At 38.4% G+C, this 18,095-nt stretch carries 19 protein-coding genes; 17 read left to right on the forward strand and 2 right to left on the reverse strand.

The genetic code is table 11. The annotated features are described in order from the left end of the window. Nucleotides 1–11: 11 nt before the first annotated feature. Nucleotides 12–1,457 carry an NCS1 family nucleobase:cation symporter-1 gene (locus tag DYI81_RS00385; protein ID WP_117006388.1) on the reverse strand — a complete coding sequence of 482 codons (1,446 nt, stop codon included), beginning with the start codon at nucleotides 1,455–1,457 and terminating at the stop codon, nucleotides 12–14. 191 nt (nucleotides 1,458–1,648) lie between these two features. On the opposite strand from DYI81_RS00385, the gene DYI81_RS00390 reads away from it, so the two are divergent. Then, complete coding sequence (locus tag DYI81_RS00390) at nucleotides 1,649–2,359, forward strand: aspartate/glutamate racemase family protein (RefSeq protein ID WP_276310158.1); 711 nt, start codon at nucleotides 1,649–1,651, stop codon at nucleotides 2,357–2,359. Nucleotides 2,360–2,538: 179 nt separating this feature from the next. Here DYI81_RS00390 and DYI81_RS00395 read toward each other — a convergent pair whose 3' ends face one another. Continuing rightward, nucleotides 2,539–3,267 carry a folate-binding Fe/S cluster repair protein gene (locus DYI81_RS00395; RefSeq protein ID WP_117006390.1) on the reverse strand — a complete coding sequence of 243 codons (729 nt, stop codon included), beginning with the start codon at nucleotides 3,265–3,267 and terminating at the stop codon, nucleotides 2,539–2,541. Nucleotides 3,268–3,886: 619 nt separating this feature from the next. On the opposite strand from DYI81_RS00395, the gene acnD reads away from it, so the two are divergent. The 16 genes from acnD to DYI81_RS00475 all read left to right on the forward strand — a co-directional run bounded on the left by acnD (nucleotide 3,887) and on the right by DYI81_RS00475 (nucleotide 18,056). Beyond that, on the forward strand, nucleotides 3,887–6,505 hold the full coding sequence (acnD, locus tag DYI81_RS00400; protein WP_117006391.1) for a Fe/S-dependent 2-methylisocitrate dehydratase AcnD: 2,619 nt from the start codon (nucleotides 3,887–3,889) through the stop codon (nucleotides 6,503–6,505). A gap of 77 nt (nucleotides 6,506–6,582) precedes the next feature. After that, on the forward strand, nucleotides 6,583–8,223 hold the full coding sequence (locus tag DYI81_RS00405) for an AAA family ATPase (protein WP_117006392.1): 1,641 nt from the start codon (nucleotides 6,583–6,585) through the stop codon (nucleotides 8,221–8,223). 1 nt (nucleotide 8,224) lies between these two features. Beyond that, on the forward strand, nucleotides 8,225–9,109 hold the full coding sequence (locus DYI81_RS00410; RefSeq protein WP_117006393.1) for a hypothetical protein: 885 nt from the start codon (nucleotides 8,225–8,227) through the stop codon (nucleotides 9,107–9,109). Nucleotides 9,110–9,145: 36 nt separating this feature from the next. Further along, on the forward strand, nucleotides 9,146–9,511 hold the full coding sequence (locus DYI81_RS00415) for a hypothetical protein (protein ID WP_117006394.1): 366 nt from the start codon (nucleotides 9,146–9,148) through the stop codon (nucleotides 9,509–9,511). 89 nt (nucleotides 9,512–9,600) lie between these two features. Then, nucleotides 9,601–9,837, forward strand: coding sequence for a hypothetical protein (locus tag DYI81_RS18200; protein WP_117006395.1), 237 nt, complete (start codon nucleotides 9,601–9,603; stop codon nucleotides 9,835–9,837). 122 nt (nucleotides 9,838–9,959) lie between these two features. Then, nucleotides 9,960–10,535: a DUF4126 domain-containing protein gene (locus tag DYI81_RS00425; protein WP_117006396.1), complete on the forward strand. Its 576-nt coding sequence runs from the start codon at nucleotides 9,960–9,962 to the stop codon at nucleotides 10,533–10,535. Between the two features lie 187 nt (nucleotides 10,536–10,722). Next, nucleotides 10,723–10,926, forward strand: a complete 204-nt coding sequence (locus DYI81_RS00430) for a hypothetical protein (protein WP_106986545.1) — start codon at nucleotides 10,723–10,725, stop codon at nucleotides 10,924–10,926. 363 nt (nucleotides 10,927–11,289) lie between these two features. Beyond that, the gene (locus DYI81_RS00435; protein ID WP_106986546.1) at nucleotides 11,290–11,547 is read left to right on the forward strand and encodes a hypothetical protein; all 258 of its coding nucleotides are present in this window, start codon (nucleotides 11,290–11,292) and stop codon (nucleotides 11,545–11,547) included. 767 nt (nucleotides 11,548–12,314) lie between these two features. Then, on the forward strand, nucleotides 12,315–13,022 hold the full coding sequence (locus DYI81_RS00440) for a DUF1003 domain-containing protein (protein WP_106986547.1): 708 nt from the start codon (nucleotides 12,315–12,317) through the stop codon (nucleotides 13,020–13,022). Nucleotides 13,023–13,312: 290 nt separating this feature from the next. Further along, a complete protein-coding gene (locus DYI81_RS00445; protein ID WP_117006397.1) occupies nucleotides 13,313–13,762 on the forward strand; it encodes a hypothetical protein in 450 nt (149 codons plus the stop codon). A 733-nt stretch (nucleotides 13,763–14,495) separates the two neighbouring features. After that, on the forward strand, nucleotides 14,496–15,161 hold the full coding sequence (locus DYI81_RS00450) for an RluA family pseudouridine synthase (RefSeq protein ID WP_117006398.1): 666 nt from the start codon (nucleotides 14,496–14,498) through the stop codon (nucleotides 15,159–15,161). Nucleotides 15,162–15,367: 206 nt separating this feature from the next. Further along, nucleotides 15,368–15,751, forward strand: a complete 384-nt coding sequence (locus DYI81_RS00455) for a ribonuclease E inhibitor RraB (protein ID WP_106986550.1) — start codon at nucleotides 15,368–15,370, stop codon at nucleotides 15,749–15,751. 282 nt (nucleotides 15,752–16,033) lie between these two features. Next, nucleotides 16,034–16,480, forward strand: a complete 447-nt coding sequence (locus DYI81_RS00460; RefSeq protein ID WP_106986551.1) for an SRPBCC family protein — start codon at nucleotides 16,034–16,036, stop codon at nucleotides 16,478–16,480. 219 nt (nucleotides 16,481–16,699) lie between these two features. Then, entirely contained in the window at nucleotides 16,700–17,044 is a 345-nt protein-coding gene (locus DYI81_RS00465; RefSeq protein ID WP_117006399.1) for a zinc ribbon domain-containing protein YjdM, read from the forward strand. Nucleotides 17,045–17,186: 142 nt separating this feature from the next. Next, nucleotides 17,187–17,555, forward strand: coding sequence for a 5-carboxymethyl-2-hydroxymuconate isomerase (locus DYI81_RS00470; RefSeq protein WP_117006400.1), 369 nt, complete (start codon nucleotides 17,187–17,189; stop codon nucleotides 17,553–17,555). A 165-nt stretch (nucleotides 17,556–17,720) separates the two neighbouring features. Continuing rightward, nucleotides 17,721–18,056, forward strand: a complete 336-nt coding sequence (locus tag DYI81_RS00475; RefSeq protein WP_106986554.1) for a YegP family protein — start codon at nucleotides 17,721–17,723, stop codon at nucleotides 18,054–18,056. Nucleotides 18,057–18,095 lie beyond the last annotated feature (39 nt).

Raw genomic sequence — 18,095 nt, forward strand, 5'->3', positions numbered from 1 at the left:
TACTGTTTTATTTAGAGCTTTGACGGAATTTGAGGTATTTTTACTTTAATTTTTGATTTTGATTCACGTGCAAGGAAGTAATAAAAGCTAGCACCTAGAAATGCACCAATGAACCAGTTAAATGGTGCAAGGTGTTGTAGGGCAGGTACAAGAGTAAAGATTAAACCTATAACGACAGCGGGTGCTAGTGAGGCAATGGCTTTTGGGTTGAAACCACCTTTGTACCAGTATGCACCGCTAGAATTATCATTAAATAAATCATCAACGACAACATTTTGTTTTTTAATAAAATAGAAGTCCGCAATTAAAATACCAAACAATGGTCCGATAAAAGCAGCCAAAACATCCAAGGTGTAATGGATGAGTTCTGGTGAGTTGAATAAATTCCAAGGGGTGATGAGAACAGAGCCAACTGCAGCAATCATGCCCCCAGTTCTAAAACTAAGTTTTTGCGGTAAAATATTTGAAAAGTCAAAGCCTGCAGAGACGAAATTTGCCACGATGTTAATACCAATCGTTGCTGTTAAAACGGTTAATAGTCCAAGTACAACTGCAAAGGTATTATCAATCATTGCTACTGTTTCTAACGGATCTGTCACCATTTTTCCAAATAAGCTATATGTGCCAGAGACGGTGACAACAGTAATAAGCGAGAAAAAAATAAAGTTAAAAGGGAGTCCCCAAAAGTTTCCTTTTTTCACTTGTTGCATGGATTTTCCATAACGTGAAAAGTCGCCAAAATTTAATAATGGACCAGAAAAATACGATACAACTAGCGCAATTGCGACCATAGTTTGGGCAAATTGTTCTGAGGCACTGAGTTGTTTAGTACCTAAATTGAATGAAATATTAGACCAGCCGACTTTTGCAACTAGCCATGCTGCTAAAGCAAACATTACTACATAGACTAATGGGCCTGCCCAATCAATAAAAACTTTGATGGTACTCATCCCTTTCCAAAATACGAGTGCTTGAAGTAACCACATCAGGCCAAAGCAGATCCAGCCGATTGCACTTAAGCCTGCAAAGCTGAGCTGAGTTAATGGGCTAAGGCTTGGGAAAAATTTCAGTAAAATCAGCATTAGAGCATTTGACGCTAACCATGTTTGAATGCCATACCAAGACACAGCAATTAAACCGCGGATTAAAGCAGGAATATTTGCGCCATATACACCAAAGGACTGTCGTGCAATGACCGCATAAGGCACACCTGAAACTTGACTCGGTTTTGCCACAAGATTAGCTGCGACTTGCACAATTAAAATACCGACGATGAGTGCGACAAAAACCTGCCAACTGGCTAAGCCTAAGGCAAATAAACTGGCCGCAACGATATAACCGCCCATACTGTGAACATCAGACATCCAAAAAGAAAAAATGTTATACCAAGACCAATTTTGCTTTGCCGGTGCTAAATCATCATTGCTTAATTTAGGGCTATATTCTGGTTTATTCATGCTACACCTTCTATTTTTTCGTTCTAAGAGGGTATGAGCAGAAACTATGCCAAATTGTTTAAATTGAATTAAGATATTGAAAAATAATAATTATTTTATAAATAAAGCTGGATTGATTTTTGCATTAGGTATTAAGTTCGATCGTTATTTTGATTTTTGGGTATAAAAATGAAGCAAAAAAAAGAGTGTGTATATCAATGAGTATAAAAATACAGGTTATTAATCCAAATACATGCATAGAAATGACGCATGCAATTGGAGAAGCTACACAAAAAGTTGCATTGCAAGAAACTGAGATCATTGCAGTTTCACCAAGTCATGGCCCGAAATCGATTGAAGGGCATTTTGATGAAGCTATGTCTGCAGTAGGCATACTTGAATTGGTACAACAAGGTAAAGCTCAAGAGGTACATGGTCATGTGATTGCATGTTTTGGTGATCCAGCTTTACATGCAGCAAGAGAAGTTGCGAGTGCGCCAGTCATTGGTATTGCAGAAGCTGCATTTCATGCTGCGACTTTAATTTCGACTAAATTTAGTATCGTCACAACGTTGCCACGTACTAAAATTATTGCAGAGCATTTATTGCATCAGTATGGCTTTGCGGGACACTGTGCACAAATTCGCTGTATAGATTTACCAGTTTTGGCTTTGGAATATGACAAAAAAACTGCTTATCAGAAACTGTTGGAAAGTTGCCGAGAAGCTAAAGCACAGGATGGTATTGGTTCGATTGTTTTGGGTTGTGGTGGTATGGCAGAAATGGCAGAACAGGTGAGTGCAGTGTTAGATATTCCCGTGATTGATGGTGTGCGAGCAGCTGTAAAATTAATTGAAGCACTTCACGGCATGGGATTGAAAACGAGTAAATGGGGGGATTATGACTACCCAAATCAAAAGTAAACTGTTGATGTGATCAATATCTTTTTTCTGTTGCTAAGTCTAGTTGAGGAATAAAAAAGCCAAAATCAGAATTGATTTTGGCTTTTTTATTTTTTGTGTATTTGTACTTCGAAATGGCACTTAAAAAAAACTATGCGTATATCGTACTCATTTCATTAAATACACAATCATTATAGGGCTTAAGCAGGACGCGCTACATCACCATTCAATGCATCAGGCAAATCTAAAACGGTTATAGCTAATTCAGCCAGTGCGTCTGGACGTGCCACAACCAAAGCCACATAGCCATTTTCAGTCGCAGCACTATTCACCACTTGTACTTGCGCATGGAGCTGTTCAGCTTGTGCAGGTACAGTTCCTGTACCTTGAATTGCATGTAGCCAAGCTTTCGGTTTCGCTTTAAACCAAAGTCGCGCGATGACTTCTTGGCCCAAATAACAGCCTTTGTCATAGTGTACGCCTTCACGCTGATGTAAACGTAGCTCTTGAGGTTGAAAAACATGCTCAATGGCTTGGTCAATATAGGCTTGGCCTGCTTGAATGGCTTGAATTTCCCAAGCGCTAATATCTGTTGCTTCAGTTGCGAAGGTGGTTGTGTTTTCAGTTAAAGTTGGGAAAACGGCACCAACTTCTTCCAGTTTCATTTTAGAAAAAGCACCGAATTTTTTAATATGTTTGGCAAATTCTTCTGCTTGATCGGCAGTAGTCACAATCTCAAAACTTTCAGCATTCAATTTAGTGAGCCACAAACCAAAATGAATACGGCCTTTTAGGTCACAAATAGCGGTATAACGTGTTTGATTTTCTTCGAGACGTTCGACGTGTAAGGTTACTTGGCCTTGTAAAAATTTTTGTGCATCTACACCATTTAAGGTGAATTTTTGGAAGCTGAGGGAAGCGCCAGTCATAAGATCGCCTATGCAAAATACTAAAAATATATGGACTGAAATATAGCACATACTCAGACCGAGCTGATTGCCTCAGCTAGGGAAAATGCATGCAGTAAAAGAAGAAAACGCTACCTCAAAACTGTGGCAGCGTGTGATGGCAAAACGAGCAAGGCCGACATCAAAATGATGGATTGAACTGTATGTCACAATTCGAATTAGGCGGAAAAAGCAAGATACCTAAAGGGAGAGGAGAATATTCAGCAGTTTAAGTCGCTTTCTGCGATGGCTTAATCCCTAAATAAGGAGGTCAAGCGAAAAAAAGACAATAGCAGCAACTGAGATTGATCATTAAAAATGGATATTTCCAGTAAAATTGAAGTATGAACGTCTGCTTTAGCGTGGATATAAGACTAAAGAATGGGTTTGAAATTGCCTGATTTTTGGGCGAAAACATGATTTAGAGTAAATATACAAAAACAAATGTAACCAAATGTTTCTAAAACACCTGTTTTTTATGTTAAGTTTATGAAAAATATAAGATTTGGGAAATGGGGTTTTGACAGTGTAGTATGCCTAGCGACATAAGACGAAAACGTCAAAAAATAAGCTGCAAAAAAATGTATGAGGGCAGGAAGGCATGAACAACAACTACCGTAAACCGCTGCAAGGTACCCAGCTAGAATACTTCGATGTGCGTCAAGCCGTGGAAGACATTCAGCCAGGCGCATACGCAAAATTACCATATACATCAAAGGTACTGGCAGAGCAGCTGGTACGTAAATGTGATCCTGCGATTTTAGAGCAGTCTTTAAAAGAGTTGATTTTCCGCAAACAAGACCATGATTTTCCTTGGTATCCAGCACGTGTGGTGTGTCATGACATTTTAGGTCAAACGGCACTGGTTGACCTTGCAGGCTTACGTGATGCCATTGCTGACCAAGGCGGCGACCCATCTAAAGTGAACCCAGTTGTGCCAACACAGCTGATTGTCGATCACTCTTTAGCTGTAGAGTTTGGCGGTTTTGACCCAGACGCATTTGAGAAAAACCGTGCGATTGAAGACCGCCGTAACGAAGACCGTTTCCATTTCATTGAATGGACGAAAACAGCGTTTGAAAATGTGGATGTGATCCCTGCGGGCAACGGCATTATGCACCAAATCAACTTGGAGAAAATGTCTCCAGTGATTCAAAACCGTGGTGGTTTGGCCTTCCCTGATACTTGCGTAGGTACAGATTCACATACACCACATACCGATGCGCTTGGCGTAATTTCGATTGGTGTGGGCGGTTTAGAAGCTGAAAACGTAATGCTCGGCCGTGCATCTTGGATGCGTCTGCCAGACATCATTGGTGTTGAGTTTGTCGGTCAGCGTCAAGCGGGCATTACCGCAACCGATATCGTTTTAGCATTGACTGAATTCTTGCGTAAAGAGCGTGTAGTTGGTGCGTATTTAGAATTCTTCGGTGAAGGCGCGGACAGCATGTCTGTAGGCGATCGTGCGACGATCTCGAACATGACACCTGAATATGGCGCAACGGCCGCCATGTTCTACATTGACCAAAACACCATTGATTATTTAACGCTGACAGGCCGTGAAGCAGAGCAAGTTCAGCTTGTAGAAAAATATGCCAAAGAAATTGGTCTTTGGGCGTCGGATATGACAGCAGCGGAATACCCGCGTGTACTTCGTTTTGATCTTTCAACTGTAACGCGTAACATTGCTGGCCCATCAAACCCGCATGCTCGTGTTTCAACGGCTGACTTAAAAGCTAAAGGCATTGCAGGCAATTTAGACGCAGCACGTGCGCAAGAAGCGGAAGGTTTAATTCCAGATGGCGCTGTGATTATTGCAGCCATTACTTCATGTACCAATACTTCAAACCCGCGTAATACGGTGGCAGCAGGCTTGCTTGCACGTAAGGCGAATGAGCTTGGCTTAGTGCGTAAACCTTGGGTGAAATCATCATTTGCACCGGGCTCTAAAGCGGCTGCTTTATACCTTGAAGAAGCAGGTGTATTGGGTGATTTAGAAAAACTCGGTTTTGGTATCGTAGCCTATGCATGTACTACGTGTAACGGTATGTCGGGTGCGCTAGACCCTGTGATTCAGCAAGAAATTATCGAACGTGACTTGTATGCAACTGCGGTACTTTCGGGTAACCGTAACTTCGATGGCCGTATCCATCCATACGCAAAACAAGCTTTCTTGGCTTCACCTCCTTTAGTTGTAGCGTATGCGATTGCAGGGACGATTCGTTTTGACATCGAAACAGATTCTTTAGGCAATGACAAAGACGGTAACCCAATTTACTTAAAAGACATTTGGCCGTCTGATGCTGAAATTGATGCATTGGTAAAAGAAGCTGTTAAGCCTGAGCAATTCAAAAAAATCTACATTCCAATGTTTGATTTGGGTGTGAATGAAAAAGCGGCTAGCCCACTGTATGACTGGCGTCCGCAAAGTACCTATATCCGCCGTCCGCCGTATTGGGAAGGGGCGCTTGCTGCACCACGTACCTTAGCCAATATGCGTCCGCTTGCAATCTTGGGTGATAACATCACCACAGACCATTTATCACCATCGAATGCGATTGTTTTAGATTCGGCTTCAGGTGAATACTTGAAGAAAATGGGCGTGCCTGAGGAAGACTTTAACTCGTACGCAACGCACCGTGGCGATCACTTAACCACGCAACGTGCAACATTTGCCAACCCGAAACTGTTCAATGAAATGGTGGTTCGCTCTGACGGTACGATCAAGCAGGGTTCTAAGGCGCGTGTAGAGCCTGAAGGCGAAGTGATGCGTATGTGGGAAGCGATTGAAACTTATATGAATCGTAAGCAACCGCTGATCATTATTGCAGGTAAAGACTATGGTCAGGGTTCTAGCCGTGACTGGGCTGCTAAAGGTGTACGTCTTGCCGGTGTAGAAGTGATTGTTGCTGAAGGTTTTGAGCGTATTCATCGTACGAATCTTGTGGGTATGGGCGTGTTACCGCTTGAGTTTAAAGCGGGTACTGACCGTAAAACGTTGAAGTTAGATGGTACGGAGTTGTATAGCGTGATTGGTAATATTGCGCCTCGTTCGACTTTAACTTTGGTGGTTGAGCGTTCGACTGCTGACGGTAAAGAAGAGATTGTTAAAGTGCCTGTAACTTGCCGTTTGGATACTGAAGAAGAAGTATCTGTGTATGAAGCGGGTGGTGTGTTGCAACGCTTTGCACAGGATTTCTTGGAAGGGAATGTAGCTTGATGATCTGATCTAAAAGTATTTGATATTGTTGTAAAAAGACCCTACATTTATGTGGGGTTTTTAGATTTATATGAATTATGCAAGTTATTTATACTGAAAGTATTAGTACAAATTATCATGGTATCTTTTTAACAAAAGATAATTATCGTACAGGGCATGATGAGCCTTGGGATGATTTTGATTATAAGGTTAAATTTAAGATTTATTATAAAAATAGCAAGCAGGATAGTGAGCAACTTTTAGGTTTCGTGAGAATACTGAAATTAGACATAAAAAATACTTTTGAGTATTTTAAAAAATTCGGTATTCAACTTGATGAAAAAAATTTTGATGTTAGTAATTTACTTGATGAGACTACGATTAGTTTACCTTTGGAAGTAAATTTTTATAAAAAAGTAAGAGTTCTTTTTGAAAGTGATGATGAGAGAATTAATATTTTTTTTAATGCTATTAGAGATGCTAGTTACTTTATTGATGAGAAAGAGAAATTTTCAAAATTTGGAGGCTATTCTAGTACATTAATGAGAGAGGGTTCTACCTCAGAGGCTATCATTGAAAAAGGGTATCAAATATCACTAGGTAAGTCTTTAAATACCTCAAAATTTAGAGTTGATATTGCATTTGATGAGGATAAGTTTGATGATCTTGTTTTAGATTTTAATATTGAAAAAGAATATGGTGAGAGAAATATAAATTTATTAATTGGAAGAAACGGTTCGGGGAAAACCTATATTATTGATAATTTAATTAGAACTATCTTGGGGATGAGTGCGAAAAAAATTGATTACCCATATTTTAATAAAGTTTTAGTTTCTGCTTTTTCTCCATTTGAAAATTTTCTAACAGTCAATGATTTAAGTGATTTCTATAAATTAAAAAATACTGAAGGAACTCAAAAAAAGGTAAATAGAAATAAAAGAATACCTGTAAATAAATACAACTATATTGGTTTTAGAAATGAAGAGAATAAGTTTGATAAAAACCATCCGAAAAAAAGAAGTGTTGAAGCTATTTTAAGTATTATTAAATATGATAAAGATAATTTGTGGTGGGGTGAAATAAATAAAAAGAAATTACTGGAAGATACGTTGGGTTTAAGTATTGATTTTGATGATATTTTTATTTCAAGCAAGAAGGGTGAATTCATATCAATAGATGAAATAAGTTTTTCTGACTCTACGCATTTAGATAAAAATAAGGGGCTTTTTTTTAAAAAGAAAAATGATGTTGTAGCTTTAAGCTCAGGTCAGGAAATATATTCTTATTTAATCCCAACCTTAATTAGTGAAATAGAAAGTGAGACATTATTACTGGTTGATGAGCCTGAATTGTATTTACATCCAGGGCTTGAACTTGGGTTGATGAAAATGCTTAAAAAATTATTAAAAGCTTTTAAATCATTTGCTGTAATCGCAACACATTCAAGCATTATTACCCGTGAAGTTGATAGGGAAGCTGTTAATATATTAAAAAGAGAAGGGGGTTACACAACTATTACCTTGCCAAGTATTCAAACTTATGGTTCAGATATCGAGAGTATTATTGCAGAAGTATTCGAGGATGATCTTGAAAGTAAAATTTATGAAGATGTAATTGATGAGTTGATAGATGAAGATGCTAAATTAAGTATTGGAACCATAAATCAAGAGTTTGGTGATGCAGGATTAGTTTATTTTATAAGCAAAAATAGTGATGAAAATATAGAGTTTGAAGATTAGTATGGATTTTTTGAATAGTTTTATTGATGATGGTACTGACTGGTGGGATAGTGCAACTCATATTGACTCAAAAAAGGGGAATAAGGGAGCATTAATCTCATTAAAAGGAGATATTTTTTCTCAGTATCTACTTTATGAGAGAGTTATTTCACTTCATCGTGATAATCCAAAGATGCCAAGTTTTATAAATGATGATAACAAAAAATTATTATTAGACTATTATAATAATCCTCCGGTTATGCTTAAAAGTAAACTTCAAAGTAGAAGGAATAATACACTTAATATTTGTCCGTATTGTGGTGATTTGGTGAGACCAAATACACTAGATCACTTTATCCCCAAAGAAAATTTTTCTCACTATGCTATTTTTCAAAATAATCTAGTTCCTCAGTGCAGAAAGTGTGCAAGTATAAAGAGTAGTAAATATTTTGAACCCACGCAGGGGTGTCTTTTTGTCCATCCATTTTATAGTGATATTTTATCTAGAATAAAATATAAGATAACTTTATCTTTTGATTCATCTATTAATTCTATCCAAGTTGAAGATGTAAAGCTTAATACATCTAATCTAACAGCTATAGACAAAGAAAGGATTAGATGCCATTTGAAAGAACTACATGTCAAATCTAGAATTAATGAATATTGCATGAGAGAATTTAAGGAGTTAAGAAGAAAAGCGAAAAAGAATAGCTTTTCATTAGATGTATTTATCTCTGGAAAACTTAGTATTACTAATGAAAATGGTCTCGATTGGTGTACTGCTTTCTATGAATCTTTAAATTCATGTAATGAGGCAAAGGAATTTTTGAATATATTGATAGCACAAACTTCGACTAGGAGAGGTTCATTAACCTGTAGAGATATTGAAGTATTCGATTTTGAATAAAATTTATGAATAATTATTATTTGAAAAAAACTGAAAATGCCCAAAAAATCCCCCGAACAAAAAGCCGAAGAAGAACGTCTCTATATTTTGGCATGTGGTGCATCCAATTCAGCCGAGCTTGAACCATTTTTAACAGACCCAAATCAAGCGATTCGTGTCACGGTAGCCATGAATCCCGATGCCGATGCAGAAATACTAGACCGCTTTGCCAATGATAAATTCTGGGGGGTACGCATCGAAGTTGTAGGTCATCCAAATGTCAGTGAAGCAACTTTGCGTAGATTATTTGAATCCAAAGTCAGTAAACGTGGCGTAGTGCATCACGTAGCGCATGAAAAATTGTTAGAGTGCGGAATATTTTTTGGCGAGGATGGAATGCCTTTAGATGATACCAACAAATAGAAAAACACTTTAAAACGGTTATCACAAATAAGAATAGATGAACCCTATAAAAACGTGATGAATTTAAAACAAAATTATTTCTTGCAAAAATGACACCATCATTTTACAAAATAGATAATAGACATCGCACAAAAAAAGACTATACTTTGTCCACCATTTCTAAAAACACATGGAGAACAAAAATGGTAATTGCAGGCTCTAAACCAGGAACTGGCTTCTATTTTTGTGTTCAATGCGGCCACCGCACCTACTTAGAAATTGGTACTGATCGTCTACCACCTTGTACCAAATGTCTGGGCACCGAATACAACGATAAGGTTGCCTAAGCACAGCACATTAAAACAGCCAATCCTGTTTTAAAATAAAAGCCCTATTACAGCATAGGGCTTTTTTGTTCGCTCAAAAAAAGTAAAAATAAAAAACAGACCGCCAAAACAGGACACATAGCATGGAAACACTACTTGGCCTTTGCATAGGCATAGGACTTAGCGCAGCCTGCGGATTTCGCGTATTTGTACCATTACTGGTCATGAGCCTAGCTGCCATTATGGGCTGGTTTGAGCCCATGAAAGGCTTCGAATGGCTGGCCATGCCATCGGTATGTATTGCCTTAGGTTTTGCCACACTCTGTGAAATAGGTGCGTATTACATTCCGTGGGTAGACAACATGCTCGACACGATTGCCACACCAGCAGCCATGGTCGCAGGCACACTTACCACAATGGCAGTCAGCTCAGGTGAAATGTCCCAATTTGCCAGCTGGGCAGCAGCCATTATTGTTGGAGGCGGTACAGCCACAGCCGTGCAGATGAGTACAGTTGCCGCACGGGGCGTATCCACAGCCACCACAGGTGGTATAGCCAACCCAGTATTGTCTACAGGCGAGTGGATAGGTGCATTTGTACTGTCGATCTTGGCCTTTTTAGTGCCTGTATTGGTGGTGGTCTTGGGCATTGTGGCTATGATTTGGTTTGTACGTTGGATTAAAGCCAAAAAAAATGTAGTTAGATCCGACATGGTGTAACTGTTGTGCATCAGCCTTAAAAATAAAAGTAGAGTTTAAATCTAGCAACTTAATTGATTTTTATCATTTAAAAACGATTGATTTTTACTCATAAAAGGCATAATTTTATTATGGAATTAAAACCATAAAGTTTTTATGGTTTTATTCGAGCTTGAACGATTAAAACAAAATGAAGGGGGAGCTGTGAATGATAAAATTTATTGTAGATGAGCAACCTACAGAAAAAGGTGTGCACTTAATACATAATGGGGATATTGGCTGTGAGGCATTACCAAAATACGATGACCAAATATTAATCGGCTATTTTGCCGATTTTGAGCTGGCTTATAAACGTGCCAGAATGAACTGGCCCAGAGAAAAAGTAGAAGGCTGTGCCTGCTGTAAGCCTTAACTGATCAAAGCTTTTTTGGCTGTTTCATCGCGTGTATGTTGCTACACTGCGTAGCCTAAATATAAAACTCTACCTTCGGGTGGAGTTTTTTTTCGCGCCTAAAAAGTAATTTGAGTTTGGATGATCACGTGAGGCGCAGATCAGCCAAAGTAGGGTCGTAAAAGGCTTGTGATTATCATTATGCAGTAGTGTAAATGGTGTTAAACGTTGGAGCGCACACAAGCATCTATGTATATGGCCTAAATATTGCTAAATCAACCTGAGCATCACATGAATGTGTAATGCAGATACTGTGCTTGCCATAAATGCACAAGCACCATGCAAAATTTTCATATCAACCCGTTCAATGTAAGGAAAGCGTGCATGCATACTCTAGCAGCAACAGATGTTGGCCATAAACTACCTAAAAAAGCGCATGCGTATGCGGCGTGGCCTTTGGTCCTCATTATATTTGGTGGGGCGATTGGCTTGTTATATGGCGCTTTGGCTTATGTAATCAACATTAAAGTATATGGATCTGAATTAAGTAAATTAAATAAAATCTTAGCCAATTTGCTCTGTGGCATGTCGGCATTAAGTGCGTGGTGGTTTACAGCACAGTGGGTGCAAAGCTATTTTTAAATATGATCTCTTTTAAAAATTATATCGCGGGGCTGGATTGTGAAAATTCTTCGCTCAGATGACATAAAGAACGATGAAAATATCTCTAAAAAGCGTGTCTATGGGAAAATATTTTATAAATTTTAAAAATATGAAAAATATTTCTGAAATCAACTCAAATGAGTAAAACTTCGGAAATTAATCCCTAAGTCATTTCGCTACTATAGATCGCAAGGGTGTGATAGAGATCGAAAAGAGCAGCATGCTGTGAGGGCGCACGACGCGAGAGCAGTACTTACCCAAAAGGTCTCGATTCGGCTTAGGACGCTATAGACCAAGAGTTTATAGGCTATAAGATTATGACTTACAAAGTGATAATAGTTGAAGTAAACCAACCGTTTTCTCTGACACCACCCTAAAAAATTCTGACAAATAATGCATACATTAAATAAAAAGAACTAAAAATCAAAACAGATAAAAACTAAAATAGATAAACCCCAGATTAAAAGCCGAACATCCTCCCCACAAGCAAAATTGCACGTATCTATTCAGCTCAAGCTATATCAAGATTATTCCAGAATTCATTCTATACATACATGGAGTGGCTGTATGGAATTGAAAATGCTGAATAGCCAATAGCATTGATATATTTGTTAAAGATTGAACTATTTTTTAGAATTTTATAGTTTCGTTCCATACATTGCGTCAAAATAATCGACGGGTAAAAATATAAAAAACATTGGCATGAATGTGCTTATGGACGATTGATGCGTACTAGGGGCGTGTATATGAACGCAAAAAATGAAACCTTTCCTTGTTTAGTGTGCCAAAAAAAATTCAGTTCGCATTTTTTAGTTCCAATGGGTACGGTCAGAGAAAGCATTACGCAAGAAATTAGCCAAGACTTTCCAGAGTGGAAACCACAGGACTACATTTGCTTAAGTGACTTAACGCGCTACCGTGTGCAGTATGTACAATCGCTTTTACAGTCCGAGCAAGGTGAAGTCTCGGACTTAGAAGTTGAAGTGTTGCATAGCATGCAACAACATGAGCTGATTAGTAAAAATGTAGAAACCACCTTAGAACAGCAGTGGACTTTGGGCGACCGACTCGCAGACAAAATTGCGACTTTTGGTGGTAGTTGGACTTTTTTAATCTGCTTTACGCTGTTTTTAATTGTTTGGATTGCGGTCAATAGCATCATTATGGTGAAACACCCGATCGACCCTTATCCTTTTATCTTGTTAAATTTACTCTTGTCCTGCGTGGCCGCCATGCAAGCGCCAATTATTATGATGAGCCAGAACCGACAAGAAGCCAAAGACCGACAGCGCTCAGAAAATGATTATCAAGTGAACTTAAAGGCAGAACTTGAAATCCGACATTTGCATGAAAAAGTTGACCATTTGCTTTTACATCAGTGGGATCGACTTACTAAAATTCAGCAGGTACAACTTGATTTACTCGAAGAGATGAATAAGCAGCGCCATCAATAAGGTGCTTTATCTTGTGTCGTCAATTGCGATTCAATCTTCATAGGAAAATTGCGTAGCTTTGGTTTTCCATTCATCGCCTTAAAATATACGATGAATGGAAACAAGGGTTTAGCCGTTGGTCGGCATAAAATTTAAGCTTTAACATGCTTTAAATTAAAACTGTGAGATAGATCATTATTTAATCAAAATTTAACTTTAAGCTTTTAACTTTTGATTTAAAAACATGATCATCCAGTCGATATTTAATCCCTTAAAATAATTATAGGTTTCTTGCTAGGGGGATTATTGCAATGGCTCAGTTTGATATTGAAATAAGGCATCCACACCATGCTTCAGACAACGAATTAGAATTGGTACATGTCAAAAGTATTGCGGAAGCATCAACAGCATTTGATGCGATGCATTGGTTTAATTTGCAATTATTGCTACTTCAGCTACAGGGGCGACAGGCTTATTTTATGGTGACCAATCCCGAGTCGAGCCAGTCCATTAAAATTAGCTTAAATGAATTATCGACGTCAGATTCCTTAGAGTTTGTCTTACAAAGCGACATCGAAGTCATTTCAGAACAACGTGAAGTCTTTGGTTTATTTAAGCGTAAAACCAAAGATTATGTTGAGTTTAAACAGCTCAATTTAAGAAAAGCACATGAATATTTGGATCGTTTTTTAAATGGCCAGTTGGATGCACTCAAACAACAGTATTTAAAGGGGGATACTGAAGTGGCGTGTAGCTCATAAAGTGGTTTAGCCTGTTGTATTGAAACCCTCTAGCGAAGAGATCGTGAAATAAAAATAGATTTTTTAATGCTTATTTGCGATCTTGAATGCCTATTTTTACTAGGTTTGAAAAGTATTTTAATATTTTTACGAATGGGTGAAAAAAAATTCCAAAATAGATAAAAATGAGTCTGTAGTAGGGAAACAATCCCGCCTGCTTTTTTCTAAACTTTATCTCAAGGGTGTGATAGAGATCGAAAAGAGCAGTATGCTGTGAGGGCGCACGACGCGAGAGCAGTACTTACCCACAAGGTCTCGATTCGGCTTAGGACGCTATAGACCAAGAGTTTATAGGCTATAAGATTATGACTTACAAAGTGATAATAGTTGAAGTAAACCAACCGTTTTCTCTGACACCACCCTCAAAGTTCAAGTGATCACCCAATAAAAATGAACAATTAAAAAAAACTACGCCAAATACAACCAGCAAAAAAGCATTTCAATAGAAAATAAATTTCAAAGCAACCCAATCCACTCGAAAATATCTTCCAATTTGTGTGTTAATAGACATGACTTACACGTGGCTAAGAACGTTTAATGTCAGATGTATAATTCATTCCTGAGCTATATTTTTGTACACAGCAATCGCAAGTCTGGCAAATGTGTTTTGCGAGCTGAACCGTTGGCAGATGATTGACACACCGCAGTGCAGTTGATATTTTTCGCCCGAACCTGCTCCAAATGCTGTAGCCTCATGCCTGCTGACGAAAAATTTGTATATATGCCTCCCCAAGGACCACTTCAGATTGTTTATGAAGATGATGATTTGGTGATTATTGATAAACCTGCGGAATTATTGTCTGTGCCAGGTCGTCTACCTGAGCATCATGACAGCGCTTATTTGCGCGTACTGGCTTTATACCCAAATGCCAAAATTACCCACCGTTTAGATATGGCGACATCAGGCATTTTAATGTTTGCCAAACATCGCGATGCAGAAGTTGCGGTAAGTAAAATGTTTCAAGCACGCACGGTAAAGAAAAACTATATCGCTTTGGTGCAGGGCGAGCTCAAAGGTGAGGGTAGTATTAATGAGCCATTAATTACTGACTGGGAAAATCGACCGCGTCAAATGGTGCATTATGAACTGGGTAAGCCTGCACAAACCTTATATAAAGCTTTAGATTATGATGCCAGCCAAGATATCAGCCGTGTACTGCTCACACCGATTACAGGGCGTTCCCATCAGTTACGTGTGCATTTAATGAGTATTGGGCATCCTATTACGGGCGATCGACTGTATCATCCTAATCCAGATTGGAGTCCACTCAATCGCATGGCTTTACATGCGAGTTATTTGGCTTTTAAGCAACCTTTGAGTGGCGAACATTTGGAAATTCAAGGTGTTGTGCCTTTTTAAATGCGGGTCTAGCCATCACAATATTTTTGTAAAAGTAAGTATTGGTACAAAGCGTGCATTAAATATTAGCCTAAGTAAGCAGTTGTGGCTGAGAATATGTTGTCAAGGCAAAGGTGAGGCATTGTTTTGTAAATAAATCGCCAAATTGCAATAAAAATCGGCTACTTTATATCGAGAACCAATGACAATCATAAAAGGATTCGAATATGTCACGCGATTACGAACAATATCCAGATGATGACAATGGCAATGTGCTATGGCAAATGCATGAAGATGGTGATGACTTGACGGAAGCGCATGAAATTGAATATTCAATTGCGTTTACCAGTGAAGAAAAAGCTGATCAGTGTGCGATTTATTTGCTAAAAGAAGAACAAAAAATCAGTTTATTTGAGGATGAAGATACCAATGAATGGGTAATTACCATTTATGTGTATATGGAACCTGAATATGCCGACATTGTCGATTTGGAAGAATGGTTTAGCAAAATTGCTGTGCAATTTGAGGGGGAGTATGACGGCTGGGGCTGTATGGCCTATATTTATGATGATGAAGACTTTGATCCAGAAGAAGAACTCAACAGCCAATAACCGTGCAAAATTTACAAAAAGCCTAGTCTTATTCGATTAGGCTTTTTTTATTTGGCTGTAGAAGCATTTGAACACTGTCAAATATTGTTCGTGTATTTAAATTAACATCATGAATATCGGTCTATGTTATGGACCTCGTAAAGCTCCTAAAGGAGGCTACACTCGAAGCGGACTTGATTTGATCTATTGAACGCGTTATATGTGTCAATCAGAAAAAAAGCGAAACAATAAATACAGATCGCAGAGTATTGGAACAATACAAAAACTATAAGGAGTATGCACATGAGTCATAAAGTTCACCTACAACGTATATTTACAGCACCACCTGAGCGCGTATTTCGTGCATTTACCGATCCTAATGCCTTAGTAAAGTGGATGGCCCCTCATGGTTTTATTGCAAAGGTTGAACATGCAGAGGTGCGCACGGGGGGCAGTTACCGCATGTCATTTACCAACTTTTCAACGGGAACCAGCCATGCTTTTCATGGTCGTTATCATGAGGTGATTGAAAACCAGTTGCTACGTTATAGCGATATATTTGATGCGGAAGAACTGGCGGGTGAAATTGAAGTGATTGTGCAATTAAAAGAAGTGTCTGTGGGTACAGAAGTTACGATAGTGCAACAGGGACTTCCAGATGTGATTCCACCCGATGCATGCCATTTAGGCTGGCAGGAGTCTTTACAGTTACTGTCTTTTTTAGTGAATCCATCTATTCCAGACCAATAATTTTGACCTGCTTTGCGACGCTGTTAAATAGGTGATTTGCTTCGCCAAGCGTATTGATAGATCAGATCTAGCGAATGAAATTTTGTACTGAGTTCTCGTATTTTTAAATGAGCTAAATAACCATAGTTTTTGTATGTCTTTCTAGCTTCCTGTTATAGTGGCTTTTTTTTGGCATGTATTGTGCCGTTTTTTTGTGTTTGATCTACATTTGAGGTTGTTATGACTTTACCCCATTGCCCAAAATGCCAATCTGAATATACCTATGAAGATGGTGACTTATTGATTTGCCCAGAGTGCTCACATGAATGGCGTGCAGGTGAACAAGACCTGAGCGAACAAGAGGTCGTTATTAAAGATGCTAATGGCAATGTTTTAGCCGATGGCGATGCTGTAACCGTGATTAAAGATCTTAAAATTAAAGGCTCATCATCTGTAGTTAAAGTGGGCACGAAAGTAAAAAGTATTCGCCTTGTACCAGAAGCATCAGATGGCCATGACATTGACTGTAAAGTGGATGGAATTGGTGCGATTAAACTGAAATCTGAATATGTCAAAAAAGTTTAAATACCTTAGGGTTTGATATTGACCAGATATTAATCAGTTATTCCCAATACGTTGCAACTTGTAGCTTTTTAAGAGGGTGAAAGCATGCGTCGTATTGGGGGATCAGGCATAATTTGTTTTTACTTCGTTGGGAAACCACACCATGCCTCATATTCATGTTGAATATTCTAACAATATTAAAAATATTGATGCCAAGCAGGTACTCAAAACCTTAAACCATACTCTTTTTGCAACGGGTCATGTGAGCTCGGCTTTAGACATTAAAAGCCGTGCAGTATGTCAACAGGATTGGTTGATTGGATTAGAGCCAGATGAGACGCAGGCTTATGTGCATATTAAATTGTCATTACTGAGTGGCAGAAGTTTAGAAACCCAAGCTGAAATTTCTGAGCAACTCTTACAAGCCTTGCAACAGGTTCTACCTGCTCAGTCAGGTATGACGGTACAAATGTGCGTTGAAGTGTTAGAAATGACGAAAACCACCTACAGTAAGCAACTGGTTCAAGCCTAAATTCAAATAGCGCTTTTCAGCGCTATTTTTAATGATGTCATACGCACTTCTATTTTTAAAAAAATCAGCAATTTTTTTAGTTTATGGCATTTATTTAGCGTTTTAAATAAGGTATGTTGATTAAAATATGTTCTAAAAATAGTTAAGAATAACAAGAGGTGTGGTATGGCTGGTTGGTATGAAATATCGCTTGCAAGTGATGGTCAATTTCGCTTTGTACTGAAAGCAGGAAATGGCGAACCCATTTTGACGAGTGAATTGTATAAAGCAAAAGCATCGGCACACAACGGCATTGAGTCTGTGCAAAAAAACTGTACCGATGATCAGCGTTATGATCGATTAGAAGCTAAAAATGGGAAACCATATTTCAATTTAAAAGCCGCCAATCATCAAATTATTGGTACGAGTCAATTTTATGCCAGTGAGCAATCGCGTGAAAAGGGCATTGAATCGGTCAAAACCAATGGAGTTTCAACCGTCATTAAAGATATAACGACCTAAAGCTATACGCTGTCATCAGAGTCTGAAATCTTTCATCAT

This window comes from Acinetobacter sp. SWAC5 (genome assembly GCF_003419885.1).
GTDB lineage: Bacteria > Pseudomonadota > Gammaproteobacteria > Pseudomonadales > Moraxellaceae > Acinetobacter > Acinetobacter cumulans.